Consider the following 19,644-nt stretch of genomic DNA (forward strand, 5'->3'; position numbering starts at 1 on the left):
CAACGCCGATCACTACGCACCGAAACAGCCGCTATGCCCGTGCCCGAAGTCGTTCCGCTTGACGGAGCAGGCGCTACACGCGTGTAATTTCATACGTGTAGTTCTTCTCGTCGGGGGGACAGAGGGTCCGATGAGAAGGGTGTTCGGGGGCTCCACGGGCTAGGAGGTGCGCTGTGAGCGAGGTAGTGATCCCGCTGGCGCACGGCACAGACGGTGAAGAGTTGGGCTGGCAGGAGCGCGCCCTGTGCGCGCAGACGGATCCGGAGGCGTTCTTTCCGGAGAAGGGCGGCTCGACCCGCGAAGCCAAGAAAGTGTGCCGGGCTTGCGAGGTACGGGCCGAGTGCCTGGAGTACGCGCTCCAGCACGACGAACGTTTCGGTATCTGGGGTGGATTGTCCGAGCGGGAGCGCCGCAAGCTCAAGCGCGCGGCGGTCTGAGGCGCCCACCACGGTGTGTTTCCCAGGGGATGCCCGGCGGGATCACCGCGCCTGCGCGTATGGTGTTCCCGCCGTGTCCGCCTGACAGCCGTCCCATCCGGACGGTCAAGGGTCGACGTGGCCGGCCCGCCCCGCATCAGGGGCGGCCGACCCGTCCCCCTCACCCGGGGACGGCAGGAAGAATCGTCGACCCAGATCGAGGGGACCCTTGTCGCCCGCTCTCGATCGCCACGTCGTCACGGCCGTCCTGGTCGCCCATGAAGGGGCGCGCTGGCTGCCGGAGACGCTCAAGGCGCTGCTGACGCAGACCCGGCCGGTACAACGCTTCGTCGCCGTCGACACCGGAAGCACCGACCGGGGTCCTGCCGTGCTCACGGAAGTGGTCGGTGACGGCAACCTGCTCAGGCTGCCGCGCACCACCGGATACGGCCGGGCCGTGGCCGAGGCGCTGCGGCACACCGCGGCCTCGCTGCCCGTGCCCGACGACAGTCCCGGGCGGCCCCGCACCGAGTGGATCTGGCTGCTCCACGACGACTCGGCGCCCGCCGCCGACGCACTGGCGCTGCTGCTGCGCGCCGCCGACGCCGACCCCAACGCCACCGTGCTGGGCCCCAAGCTGCGCGACTGGGACGACCGGCGGCTGCTGCTGGAGATGGGTGTCACCATCGACGGGGCGGGCCGCCGCGAGACCGGGGTGGACCGCCTGGAGTTCGACCAGGGCCAGCACGACGGCGTCCGGGGCGTGCTCGCGGTCAGCACCGCCGGGATGCTCGTCCGCCGCGACGTCTGGGACGAGCTCGGCGGGCTCGACCAGACCTTCGGCCTCTTCCGCGACGACATCGACTTCGGCTGGCGCGCCCACGCCATCGGCCAGCGGGTGGTCGTGGTGAGCGACGCCGTCGTCCACCACGCCGAGGCGGCCGGACGCGGGCTGCGGGCTCCGGGCATGACGGCCGAGTCCGCGCGCCGCCGCGACCGCCGCAACGCCCTGTACGTCCTGCTGGCCAACCTGCCGACGGGCCCGGCGGTCCGCACGCTGGCCCGCGTGCTGATCGGCACGGCGCTCCGCGCGCTCTGTCTGCTGGCCGTCAAACGGCAGCAGACGGCCCGCGACGAGGTCGCCGCGCTCGTCGACGTGCTGCGCTCGCCCCGCGCGCTGCGTCGGGCCCGGGCCGCGCGGGCCACCGGCCGGCGGCGGGTCTACCACAGCGTCCGGCGGTTCCAGCCGCGCGGCCTGGCGCTGCGCCGCTTCGGCGAGCGTGTCTCCGCCGCGCTGGCCCGCGACGACGACCACGACACCTCCGCCGAGGGCCCACGGTTGGTGCGCCGGCTGCTGGGCCATCCCGTGGCGATCCTCGCCCTCGGGCTGGGCGCGGTCACCGTCGCCGCCGAACGGTCGCTGGTCGCCGCCGGCGGCAGGCTCGGCGGCGGGGCCCTGGTGCCCGCCTGGGGCGGGGCGAGCGACCTGTGGGAACGCCACCTGGCGGGCTGGCATCCGGTCGGGCTCGGCTCGGCCGCCCAGGCCCCGCCCTCCACGGGCGTGCTCGCCGCGCTGTCCACGGTGACGTTGGGCAAGCCCTGGCTGGCGGTGTCGCTGCTGCTCCTCGGCAGCGTCCCGCTCGCCGGGCTCACCGCGTACGCCGCCGCCCGCACGCTGGTCGTGGAGCCGTCCCGGCCGACCGGGCGACGGGGCCGCAGGCAGGGCACCGGTCGCCGGATCCCGGCCCCGGCGGTGCGGATGTGGATCGCGGCCACCTACGCGCTCCTTCCCGTCGCGACCGGCGCCATCGCCACCGGCAGGATCGGGACCGCCGTCGTGCTGGTGATGCTGCCGCTGATCGTGCAGCAGGCCGCCCGGATGTACGCGCTGCCCCGGGGGCGTCGCGTTCCGCGCAGACAGCGCCGCCGGGCGGCCTGGGCGGTGGGTCTGCTGCTGGCCGTCGCGATGTCGTTCGTGCCGCTGGTGTGGCCGCTGGCGCTCCTCGGCGGTCTGGTCGCCTGGGCGGCCTTCGGCACCGCGCGGTCCACCCACCTCGACCGCAAGCTGGTGGTCGCCCTGGGGGTGCCGCCGCTGCTGTTGCTGCCGTGGACGGCCGGGTTGATCCTGCATCCGTCGCGCTTCCTGCTGGAGGCGGGCCTGCACCCCGGCACCGATCCGGCCCCCGGGGCGGTGTCGCTGCTGGCGCTGAACCCCGGCGGGCCCGGTGTGCCCCCGACGTGGGCGCCGGCCGGGCTGCTGCTGATCGCGGCGCTGGCGCTGCCGCTGCGCAGCCGCCGGCCGGCGGTCCTGGTCGGCTGGATGATCGCCCTGTTCGGGCTGCTCACGGCGATCGGCGTCAGCGCCGTCACGGTCGCGAAGGGCGCCGAGCGGGCCCCCGCCTGGCCGGGGGCGGCGCTGCTGTTCGCGGCGGCGGGCATCCTGCTGGCGGCGATCGCGGCGGTCCTGCGCGCCGTCGACACGCTCACCGAGAAGGACGTCGTCTATCGGGTGGGGGGCGGTCTGGTCGTCCTCGCCGCCGTGTCCGTGCCCGTGCTGTCGGGCCTGGCCTGGATCGCCGACGGCGCCGGCGGGCCGCTCCGGAAGGTCCCCGCCGAGACCGTCCCCGGGTTCGTCGCCGGTCCCGCCGGGCCGCGCACGCTCGTGCTCAGCCGTGAGCCGAACGGGCGGATGGCGTACCAGGTCCTGCGCGGCGTGGAGCCCAGGATCGGCGAGGCCGAGATCCCGATCCCCGCGCCCGCCCGCCGCAGGATGGACGCCCTCACGGCGGGGTTCGCCGCCGGGTTCGGCGACGGCCCGGCGCTGACCCGGATGGGCGTCCAGTACGTCCTGGTGCCCCGGCCGGGCCGGGACGCGACCACGGCGGTCCTGGACGCCTCGCCGGAGCTGACCCGGATCAGCCGTACCGCCGAGTTCGGCATCTGGCGGCTGCTCGAGCCCGCCGGTCGCCTGATGCTCCTCGACGGGCTGGACGTGACGCCGCTGCCCGCCGGGAAGGTCGACGCGTCGGTGCGGATCCCGCCCGGCCCCCGGCCGCGCACGCTGCTGCTGGCCGAGCCCGCCGACGGGGGCTGGCGGGCCACCCTCAACGGCGACGGCCTCGAAGGGCGGCGCATGGACGGCTGGGCCCAGGCGTACGACATCCCGCCGTCGGGCGGGCACTTCGAGCTCCGCCGGGGCATGGCCCTGCGCCATCTCTGGGTGCTCGTTCAAGGCGTGGCCGTCCTGACCGTCGCCGTCTTGGCGCTGCCGGGGGCGCGGTCGGGCGCGGTCGGGCGGGTGGGCGGGGGCTCCGCCCGCGGGCGTCGTTCGAGTGTGCGCGGGCTGCGTCGTGCGGCCGCCGCCGTGCCCGAACCGTCCGGGCCGCCGACATCCTCCTCGTCCGAGCCCCCGGTCGCCGCCGGAGAACGTTCATGACCGACGAAGAAGCCGCCGAGGACAAGCCCACGGGCCCCGGCCGACCCCGTACGTTCGCCGACGTCCGAGCGGAGGTGCGGCGTTGGGGGCTGCGGTTCGCCGAGCTGGGCGTGCAGGTCCTCCGCTACCGGTACGCGACGGCGGCGCTCGTCCTGCTGGCCGTCCTGGCGCTGTACGGGGTGGCGGCCCTGTCCCGTCCGTCCGGTGAGGCGGCCGTGGGCGTCGGGCGGCGGATACCGGTCTCCTCGGCCGTCCTCGCCTGCCCCGGCACCCGGGACGGCAGGGTCAGCGCCCTCGCCCCCGTCACCTCGCGGGGCGCCGGTCGCGCCGACGTGTCGTCGATGGCGGACGGCCAGACGCTGGCCTCGCTGACCAGGCCCGGCCTGCCGTGGAGCCGGGACGTCGAGGACGCCCCCGACGCGTACATGGTGAAGGCGCAGGGCGCGCCGGCGGCGGGCCTGGCCGCCGAGCGGACCACCTACGTCGGCAAGGGCGACGACCGGGGCCTGGCCGCCACGCGGTGCGCCGCGCCCGGCAACGACCTGCGGTTCATCGGCCCGGGCCCGCTCGACGCGGACCGCATCGACGTCTACCTCACCAACCTCGACGCCCAGCCCGCCACGGTCGACATCACGGCCCTGTCGGGAGAGGGCCCGTTGGACACCGCCGACGGGCGCGGCATCCTCGTCGGCCCCCACGGCACCCGGATCGTCCGCCTGGGGGACACCCCCGACGGCATGGGCGAGATCGTCACGACCTCCCAGTTGCTGGCCCTGCGGGTGCGGACCACCACGGGCCGGGTCGCCGCGGCCGTCCGCGTCCGGGTGGCCGAGGAGAAGGGCGTCGACTGGCTGCCGGTCGCCGGAGCCCCGGCCGCCACGCTCACGGTCCCGGGCATCCCGTCCGGTCCTGGAGGGCGTCGTCTGCTGGTGGCCGTCCCGGGGCAGGACGACGCCCGCGTCATGATCCAGGTGATGACCCCCACCGGCGCGTTCGCCCCCGAGGGCCGCGACACCATGGACGTGCCCGCCGGGACCGTCATGCCGCTCGACCTCGAACACGCCCTGGGGGGCAAGGCGGCGGCCGTGCTGCTGGTCGCCAACCGGCCGATCGTGGCGGGGTTCGCCGCCGAGCGCGGCGACGACGTCGCCTACGGGGTCGCCACCCACCCGCTGACCCGCGCCGGGGGAGTGGTCGCCGACAACCGCTTCAACTCGTCGCTGTTGCTGACCGCCCCCGGCAACGCCGCCACCGTCCGCGTCACCACGATCGGTGCGCAGGGCACGCCGGGCCGCCCCCAGGACGTCCGGATCGCGGCGGGCCGGACCATCGAGGTCGAGCCGACCCCGCCGCCCGGGGACGCCGACGAGGGCTTCGGCCTTCTCGTCGTCCCGCTGCCGGGCTCGGGCCCGGTGCACGCCGCCCGCGTGATGGCGACCGGCCGCGACGACAGACTGTTCACCGTGCTCCCCATCGCGCCCGCCGTCACCACCCTGGACCTGCCACCGGTGGTCGACTCGCCCCGGGTGCTGTTGCCCGTCGAGCGCCGGCCGGGTTGACCGCGGTGCCCTGAGGGGCGGCTACTCGTCCGGGGAGTCGTAGCTCGGGTCGACGGACTCGGGGGACAGGCCGAGCAGGTCGGCGACCTCCTCCACGAGCACGTCGCGGACCAGCCTGGCCAGCTCGCGCTCGTCGACGCCCCGACCGCGGGCGCCGGGGCCGCCGCTGCGGGCCTCGATCGGGCGGCGGTAGACGATGATGCGCGGCGGCCGCCCCTCGGACGCGGGACGGGTGCGGCTGAGCGGGACGGGAACGGGGGCCGGGTCGCCGGACGTCACGTCGGGCACGTCCTCGACCGCGAACTCCACCTCGGCCAGCTCACGCCCCCAGCGCCGACCGAGCCGGGCCACCTCGTCGCCGACCAGCCCGTCGAACCGTTCGGCGCGGGACAGCGAGAACGGGGCCTCGGGGGGCATCAGGGGACCGCGCACGCCTCGGCCATGCCGGTCGCGGCGCCGGATCCTGGGGCCGGGGGCCGAGTCGCTCACCGTCGGGTGGGCCCTCTCCCCGGTGTCGGGTGCCCCGCGGGGGCGGTCAGGGATCGCACATGTACGAGCTTATCCTCCCGGCCCCGGACCCGCGATGCTCCTCTTCACGGGTCCCGCCGTCGTGGGGTATTGCGGCGGTTGCCGATGAATTGACGCGGTCGTGGCGACACGGCCGCGGTGGTGGTGGCGAATACGGCGGTTCGGGGGTACGGTCGGCCATCGTGAGCCCCGCCCGAATCTGCTCCCGCACCGCGTGCAAGCAGCCAGCAGTCTTCACGCTCACGTACGTCTACCGCGACTCCACCGCGGTCCTGGGTCCGCTCGCCACCTATGCCGAGCCGCACTGCTACGACCTCTGCGCGGAGCATTCGGAACGGCTCACGGCGCCGATGGGCTGGGAGCTGGTCCGCCTCCCGGTGGAGGACGGGCGTCCCAGCGTCGACGATCTCGAGGCGTTGGCCGACGCCGTCCGCGAGGCCGCCAAACCCGTCGCCCCCGGCGAGGAGCCGGTGGGGCAGGGCGTGGAGGTCGGGCGTCGCGGACATCTGCGGGTGCTCCGCTCGGGCACCGCGCAGCCCCCCGCCGCCGCGGACCGCGGAAACGAGCGCGCGGACTGAGCCGTCCCGTCGATATCCGTCGCGACGGCGCGTCCCGGTAGGCTCGTGCATCCGTACGCCACGGCGGGCGTACGACACCGACCAGGGAGCGGGAGATTGGGCGACGTCGCCAGGATCTTCAAGGCGTACGACATCCGCGGCGTGGTGCCGGACGAACTCGACGAGGGCGTCGCCGAGGCCGTCGGCGCGGCGTTCGTCCGGGTGACGGGGGCCGCGAGGGTGGTGACCGCCCACGACATGCGCCCGTCGTCGGAGCCGCTGGCCGCCGCGTTCGCCCGGGGCGCCACCGCGCAGGGCGCCGACGTCGTCGAAGCGGGGCTGGGCTCCACCGACCTGCTCTACTACGCCAGCGGCGACCTCGACCTGCCCGGCGTGATGTTCACCGCCAGCCACAACCCGGCCCGCTACAACGGCATGAAGCTGTGCCGCGCGGGCGCCCGCCCCATCGGCCGCGACACCGGCCTCACCGAGATCCGCGATCTGGTGCTGGCGGGTGTCCCCGCCCACGACGGGCCCCGGGGCGAGGTCGTTCGGCGGGACGTGCTCGACGGGTACGCGGCGCACCTCAAGACGCTGGTCGACCTGTCCGGCATCCGGCCCCTCAAGGTGGCCGTCGACGCGGGCAACGGGATGGCCGGGCACACCGTCCCCCCCGTCTTCGAGGGGCTCCCGATCGACCTGGTGCCGCTCTACTTCGAGCTGGACGGGAACTTCCCCAACCACGAGGCCAACCCCATCGAGCCGGAGAACCTGCGCGATCTCCAGGCCGCCGTCCGCGCGAGCGGCGCCGACCTGGGGCTGGCCTTCGACGGCGACGCCGACCGCTGCTTCGTGGTGGACGAGCGGGGCGAGATCGTCTCCCCGTCCGCGATCACGGGCCTGGTCGCCGCCCGCGAACTGGCCAAGCACCCGGGCGCCGGCATCGTGCACAACCTGATCACCTCGCGGGCCGTGCCGGAGATCATCGCCGAGCACGGCGGCGTCCCGGTGCGCACCCGGGTCGGGCACTCGTTCATCAAGCAGACGATGGCCGAGACCGGGGCCGTCTTCGGCGGCGAGCACTCGGCGCACTTCTACTTCCGCGACTTCTGGTTCGCCGACTCCGGGATGCTGGCCGCGCTGCACGTGCTGGCCGCCCTGGGCGAGCAGGCCGGCCCGCTGTCGGAGCTGCTGCGCGCCTACGACCGCTACCCGGCGTCCGGCGAGATCAACAGCGAGGTGGCCGACCAGGAGGCCGCCACCGAACGGGTCCGCGCGGCGTTCGAGAGCCGCCCGGGCGTTACCATCGACGGGCTCGACGGGCTGACGGCCGCCACCGGCGACTGGTGGTTCAACCTGCGGCCGTCCAATACCGAGCCCCTGCTGCGCCTCAACGCGGAGGCCACCGACGCGACGACGATGGCCGCGATCCGCGACGAGGTCCTGGCCATCGTGAGGGAGAAGTAGACAATGAAGCTCGACTCCTGGCTGCTGGAGATCCTCGCCTGCCCCAACTGCCGGGGCGCGCTGAGGGCCGACGAGGCCGCCGCGGAGCTGATCTGCACCGGCGAGTGCGGATACGCCTACCCGGTGCGCGACGACATCCCGGTCCTCCTCGTGGACGAGGCTCGGACACCCGCCTCATGAGCACCGCGGTCGACTCCCGCAGGCTGGACGACGCCGAGGCCCTCCCGGCCGCCGACCCCGGCGAGATGCTGCGTCAGGTCGCGTCGTCGGCGGCGCAGATCAGGGAGGCCCGGCTGGTGTCCGGCGAGGCCGGGCTGGAACGCCTGGCCGAGGACGGACGCCCCCGCGCCGTCGTGGTCACCGGCATGGGCGGCTCGGGCATCTCCGGGGACGTGCTGGCGGCGGTGTGCGGCACGGGCTGTCCGGTGCCCATTGTCACCGTGCGCGGCTATCGGCTGCCGGGCTGGGTGGGCGCGGCCGACCTGGTGATCGCGGTGTCCTGCTCCGGAGGCACGGAGGAGACCCTGTCGGTGGCCCACGAGGCGATGCGACGCGGCTGCCGGATGCTGTTCGTCGGCGGGGTCGACTCCCCGCTGGCCGATCTGGCGGTCCAGGCCCGCGCGCCGTTCGTGCCCGTGCGGTCGGTGGGCCAGCCGAGGTCCACGCTGTGGGGGCTGTCGATCCCGCTGATCCTGGCGGCCCGGACGCTGGGGCTGGCGAACGTCCCCGACGAGGTGCTGGAGGGCGCGGCCCACAGGCTGGAGGACGTGGCGCACCGCTGCCGTCCGGCCAGCGAGTCGTTCGTCAACCCGGCCAAGCGGATCGCCCTGGACCTGGCGGGCGACCTGCCCATGGCGTGGGGCACGTCCGACCTGGCGACGACCGCCGCGTACCGGCTGTGCTGCCAGCTCAACGAGAACGCCAAGTACCCGGGGGTGTTCGGCGGGCTCCCGGAGGTCGACCACAACCAGGTGGTGGCGTTCGACGGCCTCTTCGCGGGCGCGCGCTCCGGCCCCGGCGACGTGGACGACTTCTTCCGCGACCGCGCCGACGACCGGGAGGGCTCCTCGCTCCATCTGGTGGTGCTGCGCGACACCGACGAGCACCCGCAGGTCCGCAAGCGCCGCGAGGTCTCGGTCGAGCTGGCCTCGGCGCGGGGGGTGGCGGTGACGGAGATCGCGGCCGAGGACGGGCATCCCCTCGAGCGGATCGCGGGTCTCATCGCGATGGCGGACTATGTCACGGTTTACTTGGCCATCGCACTGGGCGTCGACCCCACGCCCGTGACAGCCATTCAAGAGCTCAAAGCGAGGATTGCCTAGACATGAGTGCTGAGGGCGGGACCAAGGCGATCGTCGCCGCGCTGGCCGCCAACCTCGGGATCGCGACCGCCAAGTTCGTCGCCTTCGCGTTCACCGGGTCGTCGTCGATGCTGGCCGAGGGCATCCACTCCCTCGCCGACTCCGGCAACCAGGGCCTGCTGCTGATCGGCGGCAAGCGGGCCCGGCGCGAGCGGACCCCGCAACATCCGTTCGGCTACGGCCGGGAACGCTACTTCTACGCCTTCGTCGTCGCGGTGGTGCTGTTCACCATCGGCGCGGTGTTCTCGCTGTACGAGGGCTATCACAAGTACCACGAGGCCCATGAGCACCCGGGCGAGACGATGGACTCCCCGGAATGGGCGTTCGGGGTGCTGATCATCGCGATCATCATGGAGACCTTCTCCTTCCGCACCGCCATCAAGGAGTCCAACCTGGTCCGCGGCGAGCGGTCCTGGTGGCAGTTCATCCGCCGCTCCAAGGCGCCCGAGCTGCCGGTGGTGCTGCTGGAGGACCTCGGCGCCCTGGTCGGCCTGATCCTCGCGCTCGGCGGGGTCACCATGGCCGTCGTCACCGAGAACCTGGTCTGGGACGCGATCGGCACCCTGTCCATCGGCGTGCTGCTCGCGATCATCGCGATCATCCTGGCGATCGAGACCAAGAGCCTGCTGATCGGCGAGGGCGCGGACCCGGAGATGGAGAAGCAGATCATCGAGGCGCTGGAGTCGGTGCCCGAGGTCGACCACGTGATCCACATCCGCACCCAGTACCTCGGCCCCGAGGAGGTGCTGGTCGCGGCCAAGATCGCCGTCCATCACGACGACACCGCCGCCCAGGTCGCGCAGGGCATCGACGCGGCCGAGGCCAAGGTCCGGGCGAAGTTCCCGGACGCCAAGGTGATCTATCTGGAGCCCGCCCTCGACGAGATCCCCCGCAAGGCCGCCCCCGACACCACGTCCTGACGTCGTAGGGGAGAGCACACAGAGGGCCCGCGGCGTATGCCGCGGGCCCTCGGCGTCACCCTCGCCGGCCCGACCGGTCCGATCGTCCAACCCCAGCCCAGGCGAGACCGGTCGTCTCTCCGCAGAGACACGTTCTCCGGCCGGGCCGGTGAGGGTGGCTTCCCATGCGCGCCGCCCGGACCCCTGACCGGACGGTCTTTGTGTGACAGCGGCAGCGTCTCCGAAACCCCCTATGTCCGGAAGCGCCGCCGCTTCGTCACGTTAGAGAGACTACGGTCGGGAACGTCGGCTTCTCGTCCACCGGAAGGATGGAACCCGGGTCGTCCTGGAGGGGGATCCCCGTCTGCGAGGTACCACCGCGCGGTGAGGTGACGCTCCCCATCGAGCGGTAAGGATGAACGGGTGACCAGGGACGGTACCGACCAAGGGCCCTCGTTCGGCGAGGAGATCGCGCAGCATGCGTGGCGGCTGTCCGGACGGGTCGTCGCCGGGCTCGGCCAACTGCTGCTGTGGGTGATCACCGGCATCGGGCGGGCGCTGCGACCGGTGGCGCTGCGGCTCGGGGCCAAGGTGTACGGCCCGCCGCGTCCCCACCCGGGGGCGGGTCACGATGGCCGTACCCGGGTGGCGCCCGTCGGCGCGCAGACGACGCCGATGCCCGGCTGGTCGGCCGCGTGGCGGGAGTTCGCCGCCTCCTGGTACTTCGCCCCGCTGACCGGCGTCGCCCTCGTGATCGCCGCACTGGCGGAGCTGGCCCCGCAGGGCACGCCGCCGATCAGCGTGGCGGGAGGGTTCGCGGTGGCCTCGACGCTGCCGCTGGTGTGGCGGCGGGAGTTCCTGCGCCCGGTCGCCGCGGTGGCGCTCAGCGCGTTCGCGGCGGGGCTGCTGTCGGGGCAGGAGCTGCGGTTCACCACGGTGTTCGCCGCCCTCTACACGTTGTACGCGCTGGGCCGGCACCTGCCCCGGCAGAGCGCCGGCGCGCTGGCGGTGGGCACGTTGGCGACCATCGGCGTGATCTACCTGGCGGCCGGGAGCCTGGACGAGGTGCCGTGGCCGGCGACCATGGTGGCGGCGCTGGCCGCGATCGGCCTCGGCGACGCCCGTCGGGTCAAGGAGAGCGCCGAGCGCACCGAGGCCGAGGCCGAGGAGCGCAACAACGAGACCCTCACCCGGCTCACCGCCGTCCAGCGGGAGCAGGCGGTGATGCGCGAACGGGCCCGGATCGCCCGGGAGCTGCACGACGTGGTGGCGCACTCGGTGTCCATGATCGCCGTGCAGGCCGAGACCGCCCCGTACACCCTGCAGGATCTGTCGCCCCAGGCGCGCGAGGGGTACGTCGAGATCGCGCGGACCGCCCGCGAGGCCCTGGTGGAGATGCGCCGGCTACTCGGCGTGCTGCGCGCCGACGCGGGCACCGGGCCGGAGTCGGCGCCGCAGCCCCGGCTGGACCGGCTGCCCGACCTCATCGACCAGCACCGGGGCGCCGGCGGGGGCGATGCCCGGCTGGAGGTCCGGGGCGATCCGCGCGACCTGTCGGCGACGGTGGAGCTGTCGGCGTACCGGATCGTTCAGGAGGCGCTGACCAACGCGCGGCGGCACGCCCCCGGGGCGGACGTGCGGGTGGAGCTGGCGTTCCTGAACGACCGCCTGGCGGTGCGGGTGCGCGACACCGGGGCCTCGGCCCCCACCATGGTCCTCGATCCCTCGCAGGCCGCCGGTGGCTCCGGAGGACCCGGAGGACATGGTCTCGTGGGCATGCAGGAGCGTGCGACGATGCTGGGCGGACGGTTCTCCGCCGGCCCGGCGACCGAGGGCGGCTTCATGGTGGAGGCCGAGTTGCCGTTCGTGAGGGAGGAGACTTCCCGCAGTGACGCCCACCCTGTTCCGCCGCCGGGACACGACCGCTGACCGAGGGACGACGAGCCGGTGATCAAGGTCATCGTCGTCGACGACCAGAACATCGTGCGGGCCGGTTTCGCCGCGCTGCTGAACTCCCAGCCTGACATCACCGTGGTGGGCGAGGCCGGGGACGGCCGCGAGGCGGTGGTCCTGGCCGAGCGCACCCGTCCCGACGTGGTGGTGATGGACATCCGGATGCCCGGCATGGACGGCATCGAGGCCACCCGGCGGATGCTCGCCCAGCCGTGCCACGAGGCCATGCGGGTCCTGGTGCTGACCACCTTCGACGTGGACGAGTACGTCTACGAGGCCCTCGCCGTCGGGGCCAGCGGCTTCCTGCTGAAGGACGCCACCGCCGAGGAGCTGGTCTCGGCCGTCCGGGTGGTGGCGCGCGGCGACTCCCTGCTGGCCCCGCAGGTCACCGGCCGGCTGATCCGCGAGTTCACCCGGCAGCGGCGCACCCGTCCGCAGGCCCCGGCCGAGCTGGCGACCCTCACGGCCCGCGAGACCGAGGTCCTGGTCCTCATCGCGGGCGGCCTGTCGAACGGCGAGATCGCCCGGCGCCTGGTGGTCAGCGAGCACACGGTCAAGACCCATGTGGCGAGGGTCTTCACCAAGCTGGCCGTGCGCGACCGGGCCCAGGCGGTCATGCTGGCGTACGAGTCGGGGCTGGTCACCCCGGGCGCCAACCCGGAGAACTCCCAGCCCTAGTGGTGGGGGCCGGCGGCTGGCGTCGGAGCAGCCGGAGGGCCTTCTCCTTCTCGAAATCGAGGGCGCGGGCGGGCGGCGCCGACAGCCGGCCGATGCGTTCGCCGAGTTCGCGCACCCGCGCCTGGACCTCGGGCTCGGCAAGCACGCGCAGCCCGAACGCCAACTCCGCCGGGCTGATGTCGTACCGCTTCTCCAGGGCGAGCGCGTACGCGACGGCGCGCAGTTCGGCGTCGCCGAAGCGGCGGTGGCCGCTGCGCTCGCGGGTCGGGGGGAGCAGGCCCAGGGCCTCGCGGTAGCGGAGCATGCGGGGCGAGGTGCCGAGCCGCCGGGCGGCCTCCGTGATGCGCATGCCGCCAATTCTGACAAATGAGTGTGAGGAAGTCGCACCCGACCGTGCTCCGGTGACCCCTCCGGGCCTAGACTCGCTGGTCGTACTCGACTTGCGAGGAGCATTCACACCATGGACTACAAGGTCGCCGACCTTTCGCTGGCCGAGTTCGGCCGCAAGGAGATCCGGCTCGCCGAGCACGAGATGCCCGGTCTGATGGCGGTACGGCGCGAGTACGCCGACGCGCAGCCGCTGCGCGGAGCCAAGATCATGGGCTCGCTGCACATGACGATCCAGACCGCCGTGCTCATCGAGACGCTGGTCGCGCTCGGCGCCGACGTCCGCTGGGTGAGCTGCAACATCTTCTCCACCCAGGACCACGCGGCCGCCGCCGTCGTGGTGGGCCCCGAGGGCACCGTCGACGAGCCCAAGGGCGTCCCGGTCTTCGCCTGGAAGGGCGAGACGCTGGAGGAGTACTGGTGGTGCACCGACCAGGCGCTCGCCTGGCCCGACGGCACCCCCCCGAACATGATCCTGGACGACGGCGGCGACGCCACCCTGCTCGTCCACAAGGGCGCCGAGTACGAGAAGGTCGGCTCCGTCCCCGAGTTCGGCGCGGACGACCCCGAGGAGTGGGGCGTCATCCTCGACACCCTGCGTACCACGATCGCCGCCCGTCCCGGTCGTTGGACCGAGACCGCCGCCGCGATCAAGGGCGTCACCGAGGAGACCACCACCGGCGTCCACCGCCTGTACGAGATGGCCAAGAACGGCACCCTCGCGTTCCCGGCCATCAACGTGAACGACTCGGTCACCAAGTCGAAGTTCGACAACAAGTACGGCTGCCGGCACTCGGTGATCGACGGCCTCAACCGCGCCACCGACGTCCTGATCGGCGGCAAGGTCGCGCTCGTCGCCGGCTACGGCGACGTCGGCAAGGGCTGCGCCGACGCGCTGCGCGGCCAGGGCGCCCGGGTCATCGTCACCGAGATCGACCCGATCTGCGCCCTGCAGGCCGCGATGGACGGCTACCAGGTCACCACGCTCGACGAGGTCGTGGAGATCGTCGACATCTTCGTGACCACCACCGGCAACTTCAACATCATCACCGCCGACCACATGGCCCGGATGAAGCACCAGGCCATCGTCAGCAACATCGGCCACTTCGACAACGAGATCGACATGGCCGGCCTGATGCGCACTCCGGGCATCGTCCGCAACAACATCAAGCCGCAGGTCGACGAGTGGGTCTACCCCGACGGCCACTCCGTCCTGGTGCTCGCCGAGGGCCGGCTGATGAACCTGGGCTGTGCCACCGGCCACCCCTCGTTCGTGATGTCGAACTCCTTCACCAACCAGGTGATCGCGCAGATCGAGCTGTTCACCAAGACCGAGGAGTACCCGGTCGGCGTCTACGTGCTGCCCAAGCACCTCGACGAGAAGGTCGCCCGCCTCCACCTCGGCGCCCTGGGTGTCAAGCTCACCGAGCTGACCAAGGAGCAGGCCGCCTACATCGGCGTCGACATCGAGGGCCCGTACAAGCCGGACCACTACCGCTACTGAGCCGATCCTCGAGGTGCGTGGTCGTGGGGCCCCACGACCACGCACCTTGGGGCCACCGCCGAGCGAAGCGAGGCAATGGAACACGACATCGCGGACGCCTCCCTCGCCTACGGCGGGGTGAAGCGGATCGAGTGGGCGGACCGCTCGATGCCGGTGCTGCGGCAGATCCGGGAGCGGTTCGCCGCCGAGCGGCCGCTGGACGGGCTGCGGGTCGCCGCCTGCATGCACGTCACCACCGAGACCGCCAACCTGATCCGCACCCTGCAGGCGGGCGGGGCGAGCGTGGCGCTGGCCGCCTCCAACCCGCTGTCCACGCAGGACGACACCGCCGCCGCCCTGGTCGCCGAGTACGGGGCGCAGGTCTTCGCCCGTGCCGGCATCGACCGCGAGGGCTACTACCGGCACATCCACCAGGCCCTCGACACCCGTCCCGACCTGGTGCTGGACGACGGCTGCGACCTGGTCAACACCCTGCACACCGAACGGACGGAACTGGTCGACGGGGTGCGGGGCGGCTGCGAGGAGACCACCACCGGGGTCATCCGGCTGCACCAGATGGCCCGCGAGGGGGCGCTGCGGTTCCCGGTGGTGGCGGTCAACGACACCGACACCAAGCACATGTTCGACAACCGGTACGGGACCGGGCAGTCGACCCTGGACGGCATCATCCGCGCCACCAACACCCTGCTCGCGGGGAAGACGATCGTCGTGGCGGGGTTCGGATACTGCGGCCGGGGGCTGGCCGAGCGGGCCCGGGGGCTCGGCGCACGGGTCGTGGTCACCGAGATCGACCCGGTCAAGGCGCTGGACGCGCTGCTCCAGGGCTTCGCGGTGCTGCCGATGGCCGAGGCCGCCGCGCTGGGCGACGTCTTCATCACGGTCACCGGCAACCGGGACGTGATCGCCGCCGAGCACTTCGCGGTGATGAAGGACGGCGCCATCCTGGCCAACTCCGGCCACTTCGACGTGGAGATCGACGTGCGGGGCCTGGCGGACCTGGCCGTCGAGGTGCACCGGGGCGTCCGTCCCCAGGCGGACGAGTACGTGCTCGCCGACGGCCGGCGGCTGGTGCTGCTGGCCGAGGGCCGGCTGGTCAACCTGGCCGCCGCCGAGGGGCATCCGGCGGCCGTGATGGACATGTCGTTCGCCGATCAGGCCCTCACCTGCGCCTGGCTGGCGGGGGAGTACGAACGGCTCAGCCCTGGTGTCTACGAGGTGCCCGTCGCGATCGACACGGAGGTGGCACGGCTCAAGTTGGCCTCCATGTCCGTCCGGATCGACACCCTCACCCCCGACCAGCAGGACTATCTCAGCTCCTGGCAGCACGGGTCGTAGCCGATGCCACGCGGCGCGTACGTCCACGTCACCGAGGACGAGCGGATCGAGGAGCGTTTCCAGTGCGCCCCGGGCCCGGGCGGTTGGCGGTACGTCGGCACCCGTTCGGACGGTCTGCGGACCGACGTCGTCGTGGACGGGCGGTGGCGTCAGATCCGCGTCGAGGTGGCCACCCCCGCGTGGGTCGTCCGGGGCGGGCTGGCGGGGCACGACCTGCTGTGGGTGCGTCACCCCGCCGGATCGGCCGGGTCCGCCGCCGAACCGCCCGGCGAGCACGGGGTGCGGGCCGCCGGGTTCGTGGGCGGGTCGCCCGGGTTCCTGGTCGCGGTGGCCCGATGGCTTCGGCTCGACCCCGGTGCGGACGCGCCCGTACGGCTCGTTCGGGTCGAGGGTCCTTCGCTGGCGACCCTGACCGTCGACCAGCGGTGGCGCCTGGTGGACGTCACGGCGTACGAGACCGAGACGGCGCCGCTGCCGGTCGAACGGTACGAGGTCACCGACCTGGCCACCGGGGAGATCGACACCGTCCATCTCGCGGGCGACGTCGTCCTGGAGGCGCCCGGGGTGGAGCTGGTCGAGCTGGAGTCCCCGCCGAACCTGACGGCTCAGCCGAGCGGGTAGTTGCCCCGGATGACGCCGTGCGGGTCGCGCAGCCGCTTGATGTCGCGCAGCCGGGCGACCGTCTCGGCGGGGAAGGCGGTCGTGCCGTCGTCCCCCGGAGCCAGGTTGGTGAACGGCTTGCGACCGCTCAGGCTCGACCCCAGGGCCCGAACGACCTCGTCCTGCTTGGCGCGGACGGCCGCCGCCCGCTCCGGCGTGCCGGGGATGCCGAGCATGTAGAGCGAGTACGGCTCCGTCAAGGTCCCCGCCGCGCCCTGGGACGGTCCCGCCAGCGCACCTCCCAGATGCCGGATCTGCACGCTGAGCAGTGGCGCGATCGGCTCGTCCAGCAGGGCCTCGACGACGGTGTCGTCGAGGCCGGTGAGCAGGTCCCCACGGGACAGCCCGGCGGAGGGGGCGGTGGGCTCGGCGGTGATGCCGGCGAGTTCGGTGAGCGCCATGGCCCGACGGCCGTCGCCGATGAGGCCCCCGATGCCCGCGAGCCCCGCCAACAGCGCCTCGCCCTCGTGGGCGTCGCCCAGGTAGGTGGCGTCCACCGCCACCATCGGGTCGGCCCCCGGGAAGTGCAGCAGGTCGAACCACACGGTCAGTTCGTCGGGCGCGGTCGCGGTGATCTCCCGGTAGGCGGCGAACACCTCGGCCGCCCGAGCCGCCGGCCACAGCATCCGCCCGCCGTACAGGGCCGGGGCCGGGTGCAACGCGTACTCGATCGCGGTCACCAGGGCGTGGCTCCCGCCCCCGCCGCACAGCGCCCAGAACAGGTCGGCGTCGGTGTCGGCGGTGACCCTGGAACGTTCCCCGTCCGCATCCACGACATCGAACGCCCGGACGCCGTCGGACGCCCAGCCGTACCGGCGGCCGAACCAGCTCAGCCCACCGCCCAGCGTGTAGCCGGCGACGCCGACCACGGGGGAGCTGCCCGGCAGCCCGGTCAGCCCGTGGGGCTCGGCCGCCGCCTGCACCCGCCCCCACTGCATGCCCGCGCCGACGCGGGCGATCCGCTCCTCCGCGCGGATCTCCAACTCGTCGAGCGCGGCGGTGCGCAGCAGGATCACACCGCCGACCTCGCCGCTCGCCCCGTGGCCGGTGGCCTGCGGCGCCACCGCCGGCCCCGCCCCCTTTGCGAAGCGCACGACGGCCGCCACGTCCTCGGCGTCGGCGGCCTCCACGACGGCCGCCACGGGTTGTTCGACGGCCAGGTTCCACGGACGGCGGGCCTGCTCGAACCCGTCCTCCCCGGCCACCAGCACCCGACCCCGTACGGTGTTCTTCAACGCGTCCATCACGGTCGCTCCCCAGTTATTCGAGATGTTCAATGTCCAGGATATGGGGCCGAGGGGATTCGGACAAATCCGGCGTCCCCTCGATGTCAGGTCCGCAACTGCGCGAACCGATCGCGGGTGCTCTCCGGCGTGCCCGGATGCCGCCGCTCGACGGTCGCCCTGACGTCCGCCAGGGTCCGCGACGCCAACTCCCGCCGCCAGGCCAACTCCGCCTTGCGCATCTCCTGCGAGACGACGCAGACCTCGCGGTAGTCCACCTCGGGACGGCCTCCGGGCCCCTCTCGCAGGATCCCCTCACAGCGGAACGCGTCCTGCGGCCCCTCGATCGCGACCACCACGTCCAACAGCGTGATCTTCTCCGGCGGCCGGGCCAGCCGGAACCCGCCCCGAGGGCCGGAGATCGACGTGAGGATCCCGGCGCGTGCCAGCGCTTGGAGCTGCTTGTTGAGATAGGCGGCCGGCAGTCGATAGAACGCCGCCAGCCGAGCCGCCGTGACCGCCTCGCCGGGCTCGGCCCAGCTCAGGTTCAGGCAACTGTGCAGAGCCCACTCCACACCCTCGTTCATCCGCATATCCTAGATATTACATATCCAGGATAGTTCGGGCAAGTCCCCCACTCATGGGTCGCCGACGGCCGGGAGGCGTCAGGGCCGGGGGCCCGGTGGCGGTGGGGTGAGGGCTTGGGCGTACGGTCCGGACCCGTAGTCCTGCGGAGGCAGGAATCGGGGCTGGCCCGGGCCGGGGGCGCTGAACGGCGGGGGCATCGGGGGGCCGCTCGGGGCGATGGGGGCCGGTGGGGCACCCGCGACCTGCATCGCGGTGGGGCCGCCGGGAGGCTGCCCGTGGGCCTGCCACATGCGCATCCGGCGGTGCCGACGTTGGGCCAGGCGCCACTCCTCGCGGTGGCGGCGTTCGGCGAGGACGGCCGACAGCAGGATCTCCGGTCGCAGCCCCGGAGGCGGGGGAGGGCTGACCACGGCCAGGACCTGGTCGGCGATCCGCTGCCCCATCGCGTCCCGTACCTCCGGGAGCAGCTCCCAGAAGCGGGACAGGTACTGGCGGGCGGTCAGTGCCAGATCGTCGGGGACCTGCGACAGCTCCAGCGAACGCGCCCAGCCGGCCAACTGCGGGGGCATCACCGCGACCGGGCCGAAGATGGCCGCCGTGGGCACCCGCTCCTGGATGACCACCGTTCCCGCGAAGACGTCGCCGAGGCGCTTGCCGCGCCGGTTGAACAGCGAGGTGATCAGCGCGGGGGCCCCGGAGAACAGCCAGATCTCCACCACGCTCGCCAGACCCCGGGTGAACGCCTGCCGGAAGCGGATCGGCCCGCCGTCGTCGGCCACCACGCGCAGGCCCAGCGCCAGCTTGCCCAGCGTCCGTCCGCGCGTCAGCGTCTCGAACACGCACGGATAGCCGACCATCACACCCGCCGTCGCCACGATGCCCAGCCCGACGCCCCACGCCTCGTCGGCGATCACGGCGGTCGCCGCGGTCAGGTAGATCAGGATGTTCAACAGCATGGCCTGGAACAGCAGATCCAGCAGCAGGGCACAGGCCCGGCTGGCCAGGCGCGCCACCCGGATGTCGAGCGCGACGGCCTCGCCGGTGACGAGTTCGGCCATGAAGGGAGTCTCCTCGGATCGGTGCCCTGCGCCTA

The 19,644-nt window shown here is 73.3% G+C and carries 18 protein-coding genes; 13 read left to right on the top strand and 5 right to left on the bottom strand.

What is annotated here, in order from left to right; translation table 11 throughout:
• The first annotated feature begins 173 nt into the window (after positions 1-173).
• The 3 genes from DFJ69_RS19275 to DFJ69_RS19285 all read left to right on the top strand — a co-directional run bounded on the left by DFJ69_RS19275 (position 174) and on the right by DFJ69_RS19285 (position 5,411).
• A complete protein-coding gene (locus DFJ69_RS19275; protein ID WP_116023890.1) occupies positions 174-437 on the top strand; it encodes a WhiB family transcriptional regulator in 264 nt (87 codons plus the stop codon).
• Positions 438-645: 208 nt separating this feature from the next.
• The gene (locus tag DFJ69_RS19280) at positions 646-3,852 is read left to right on the top strand and encodes a glycosyltransferase (RefSeq protein ID WP_116023891.1); all 3,207 of its coding nucleotides are present in this window, start codon (positions 646-648) and stop codon (positions 3,850-3,852) included.
• Entirely contained in the window at positions 3,849-5,411 is a 1,563-nt protein-coding gene (locus DFJ69_RS19285; protein ID WP_116023892.1) for a DUF5719 family protein, read from the top strand. Before DFJ69_RS19280 ends, DFJ69_RS19285 begins: the two co-directional genes overlap by 4 nt.
• Positions 5,412-5,432: 21 nt before the next feature.
• Here DFJ69_RS19285 and DFJ69_RS19290 read toward each other — a convergent pair whose 3' ends face one another.
• Entirely contained in the window at positions 5,433-5,828 is a 396-nt protein-coding gene (locus tag DFJ69_RS19290) for a metallopeptidase family protein (protein WP_116026740.1), read from the bottom strand.
• 293 nt (positions 5,829-6,121) lie between these two features.
• On the opposite strand from DFJ69_RS19290, the gene DFJ69_RS19295 reads away from it, so the two are divergent.
• The 7 genes from DFJ69_RS19295 to DFJ69_RS19325 all read left to right on the top strand — a co-directional run bounded on the left by DFJ69_RS19295 (position 6,122) and on the right by DFJ69_RS19325 (position 12,854).
• Positions 6,122-6,517, top strand: a complete 396-nt coding sequence (locus DFJ69_RS19295; RefSeq protein WP_116023893.1) for a DUF3499 domain-containing protein — start codon at positions 6,122-6,124, stop codon at positions 6,515-6,517.
• Between the two features lie 96 nt (positions 6,518-6,613).
• The gene (locus DFJ69_RS19300) at positions 6,614-7,963 is read left to right on the top strand and encodes a phosphomannomutase/phosphoglucomutase (protein WP_116023894.1); all 1,350 of its coding nucleotides are present in this window, start codon (positions 6,614-6,616) and stop codon (positions 7,961-7,963) included.
• Between the two features lie 3 nt (positions 7,964-7,966).
• Positions 7,967-8,143 (top strand): Trm112 family protein, encoded by a 177-nt coding sequence (locus DFJ69_RS19305; RefSeq protein ID WP_116023895.1) that lies wholly within the window; start codon positions 7,967-7,969, stop codon positions 8,141-8,143.
• Entirely contained in the window at positions 8,140-9,285 is a 1,146-nt protein-coding gene (locus DFJ69_RS19310) for an SIS domain-containing protein (RefSeq protein WP_116023896.1), read from the top strand. Before DFJ69_RS19305 ends, DFJ69_RS19310 begins: the two co-directional genes overlap by 4 nt.
• 2 nt (positions 9,286-9,287) lie before the next feature.
• The gene (locus tag DFJ69_RS19315) at positions 9,288-10,244 is read left to right on the top strand and encodes a cation diffusion facilitator family transporter (RefSeq protein ID WP_116023897.1); all 957 of its coding nucleotides are present in this window, start codon (positions 9,288-9,290) and stop codon (positions 10,242-10,244) included.
• Positions 10,245-10,646: 402 nt separating this feature from the next.
• Positions 10,647-12,152 carry a sensor histidine kinase gene (locus DFJ69_RS19320; protein ID WP_116023898.1) on the top strand — a complete coding sequence of 502 codons (1,506 nt, stop codon included), beginning with the start codon at positions 10,647-10,649 and terminating at the stop codon, positions 12,150-12,152.
• Between the two features lie 18 nt (positions 12,153-12,170).
• Positions 12,171-12,854 (top strand): response regulator transcription factor, encoded by a 684-nt coding sequence (locus tag DFJ69_RS19325; protein ID WP_116023899.1) that lies wholly within the window; start codon positions 12,171-12,173, stop codon positions 12,852-12,854.
• Here DFJ69_RS19325 and DFJ69_RS19330 read toward each other — a convergent pair.
• Positions 12,817-13,203: a MerR family transcriptional regulator gene (locus tag DFJ69_RS19330; RefSeq protein WP_116023900.1), complete on the bottom strand. Its 387-nt coding sequence runs from the start codon at positions 13,201-13,203 to the stop codon at positions 12,817-12,819. The two genes, DFJ69_RS19325 and DFJ69_RS19330, sit on opposite strands and share 38 nt — an antisense overlap.
• A 111-nt stretch (positions 13,204-13,314) precedes the next feature.
• On the opposite strand from DFJ69_RS19330, the gene ahcY (DFJ69_RS19335) reads away from it, so the two are divergent.
• From ahcY (DFJ69_RS19335) to DFJ69_RS19345, 3 genes are all read left to right on the top strand, one after another.
• The gene (ahcY, locus tag DFJ69_RS19335; RefSeq protein WP_116023901.1) at positions 13,315-14,745 is read left to right on the top strand and encodes an adenosylhomocysteinase; all 1,431 of its coding nucleotides are present in this window, start codon (positions 13,315-13,317) and stop codon (positions 14,743-14,745) included.
• A 75-nt stretch (positions 14,746-14,820) separates the two neighbouring features.
• Positions 14,821-16,080 carry an adenosylhomocysteinase gene (gene ahcY, locus DFJ69_RS19340; protein WP_116023902.1) on the top strand — a complete coding sequence of 420 codons (1,260 nt, stop codon included), beginning with the start codon at positions 14,821-14,823 and terminating at the stop codon, positions 16,078-16,080.
• Between the two features lie 3 nt (positions 16,081-16,083).
• Positions 16,084-16,701, top strand: a complete 618-nt coding sequence (locus tag DFJ69_RS19345; protein ID WP_116023903.1) for a hypothetical protein — start codon at positions 16,084-16,086, stop codon at positions 16,699-16,701.
• On the opposite strand, the gene DFJ69_RS19350 is transcribed toward DFJ69_RS19345, so the two are convergent.
• From DFJ69_RS19350 to DFJ69_RS19360, 3 genes are all read right to left on the bottom strand, one after another.
• Positions 16,686-17,984, bottom strand: coding sequence for an FAD-binding oxidoreductase (locus DFJ69_RS19350; RefSeq protein WP_116023904.1), 1,299 nt, complete (start codon positions 17,982-17,984; stop codon positions 16,686-16,688). The genes DFJ69_RS19345 and DFJ69_RS19350 overlap by 16 nt on opposite strands.
• Positions 17,985-18,070: 86 nt before the next feature.
• Positions 18,071-18,550 carry an RrF2 family transcriptional regulator gene (locus DFJ69_RS19355; RefSeq protein ID WP_245974459.1) on the bottom strand — a complete coding sequence of 160 codons (480 nt, stop codon included), beginning with the start codon at positions 18,548-18,550 and terminating at the stop codon, positions 18,071-18,073.
• 78 nt (positions 18,551-18,628) lie between these two features.
• Positions 18,629-19,609 (bottom strand): RDD family protein, encoded by a 981-nt coding sequence (locus DFJ69_RS19360; protein WP_116023906.1) that lies wholly within the window; start codon positions 19,607-19,609, stop codon positions 18,629-18,631.
• Positions 19,610-19,644 lie beyond the last annotated feature (35 nt).

The sequence above is a fragment of the Thermomonospora umbrina genome (assembly GCF_003386555.1).
In the GTDB taxonomy this organism is placed as follows: Bacteria; Actinomycetota; Actinomycetes; order Streptosporangiales; family Streptosporangiaceae; genus Thermomonospora; species Thermomonospora umbrina.

Bases quoted from the DNA above. Each gene is read 5' to 3' on its own strand.
- ahcY (WP_116023902.1), top strand. From the start codon at position 14,821: ATGGAACACGACATCGCGGACGCCTCCCTCGCCTACGGCGGGGTGAAG.
- DFJ69_RS19290 (WP_116026740.1), bottom strand. From the start codon at position 5,828: ATGCCCCCCGAGGCCCCGTTCTCGCTGTCCCGCGCCGAACGGTTCGAC.
- DFJ69_RS19345 (WP_116023903.1), top strand. From the start codon at position 16,084: ATGCCACGCGGCGCGTACGTCCACGTCACCGAGGACGAGCGGATCGAG.
- ahcY (WP_116023901.1), top strand. From the start codon at position 13,315: ATGGACTACAAGGTCGCCGACCTTTCGCTGGCCGAGTTCGGCCGCAAG.
- DFJ69_RS19310 (WP_116023896.1), top strand. From the start codon at position 8,140: ATGAGCACCGCGGTCGACTCCCGCAGGCTGGACGACGCCGAGGCCCTC.
- DFJ69_RS19285 (WP_116023892.1), top strand. From the start codon at position 3,849: ATGACCGACGAAGAAGCCGCCGAGGACAAGCCCACGGGCCCCGGCCGA.
- DFJ69_RS19330 (WP_116023900.1), bottom strand. From the start codon at position 13,203: ATGCGCATCACGGAGGCCGCCCGGCGGCTCGGCACCTCGCCCCGCATG.
- DFJ69_RS19360 (WP_116023906.1), bottom strand. From the start codon at position 19,609: ATGGCCGAACTCGTCACCGGCGAGGCCGTCGCGCTCGACATCCGGGTG.
- DFJ69_RS19315 (WP_116023897.1), top strand. From the start codon at position 9,288: ATGAGTGCTGAGGGCGGGACCAAGGCGATCGTCGCCGCGCTGGCCGCC.
- DFJ69_RS19355 (WP_245974459.1), bottom strand. From the start codon at position 18,550: ATGAACGAGGGTGTGGAGTGGGCTCTGCACAGTTGCCTGAACCTGAGC.
- DFJ69_RS19305 (WP_116023895.1), top strand. From the start codon at position 7,967: ATGAAGCTCGACTCCTGGCTGCTGGAGATCCTCGCCTGCCCCAACTGC.
- DFJ69_RS19350 (WP_116023904.1), bottom strand. From the start codon at position 17,984: ATGGACGCGTTGAAGAACACCGTACGGGGTCGGGTGCTGGTGGCCGGG.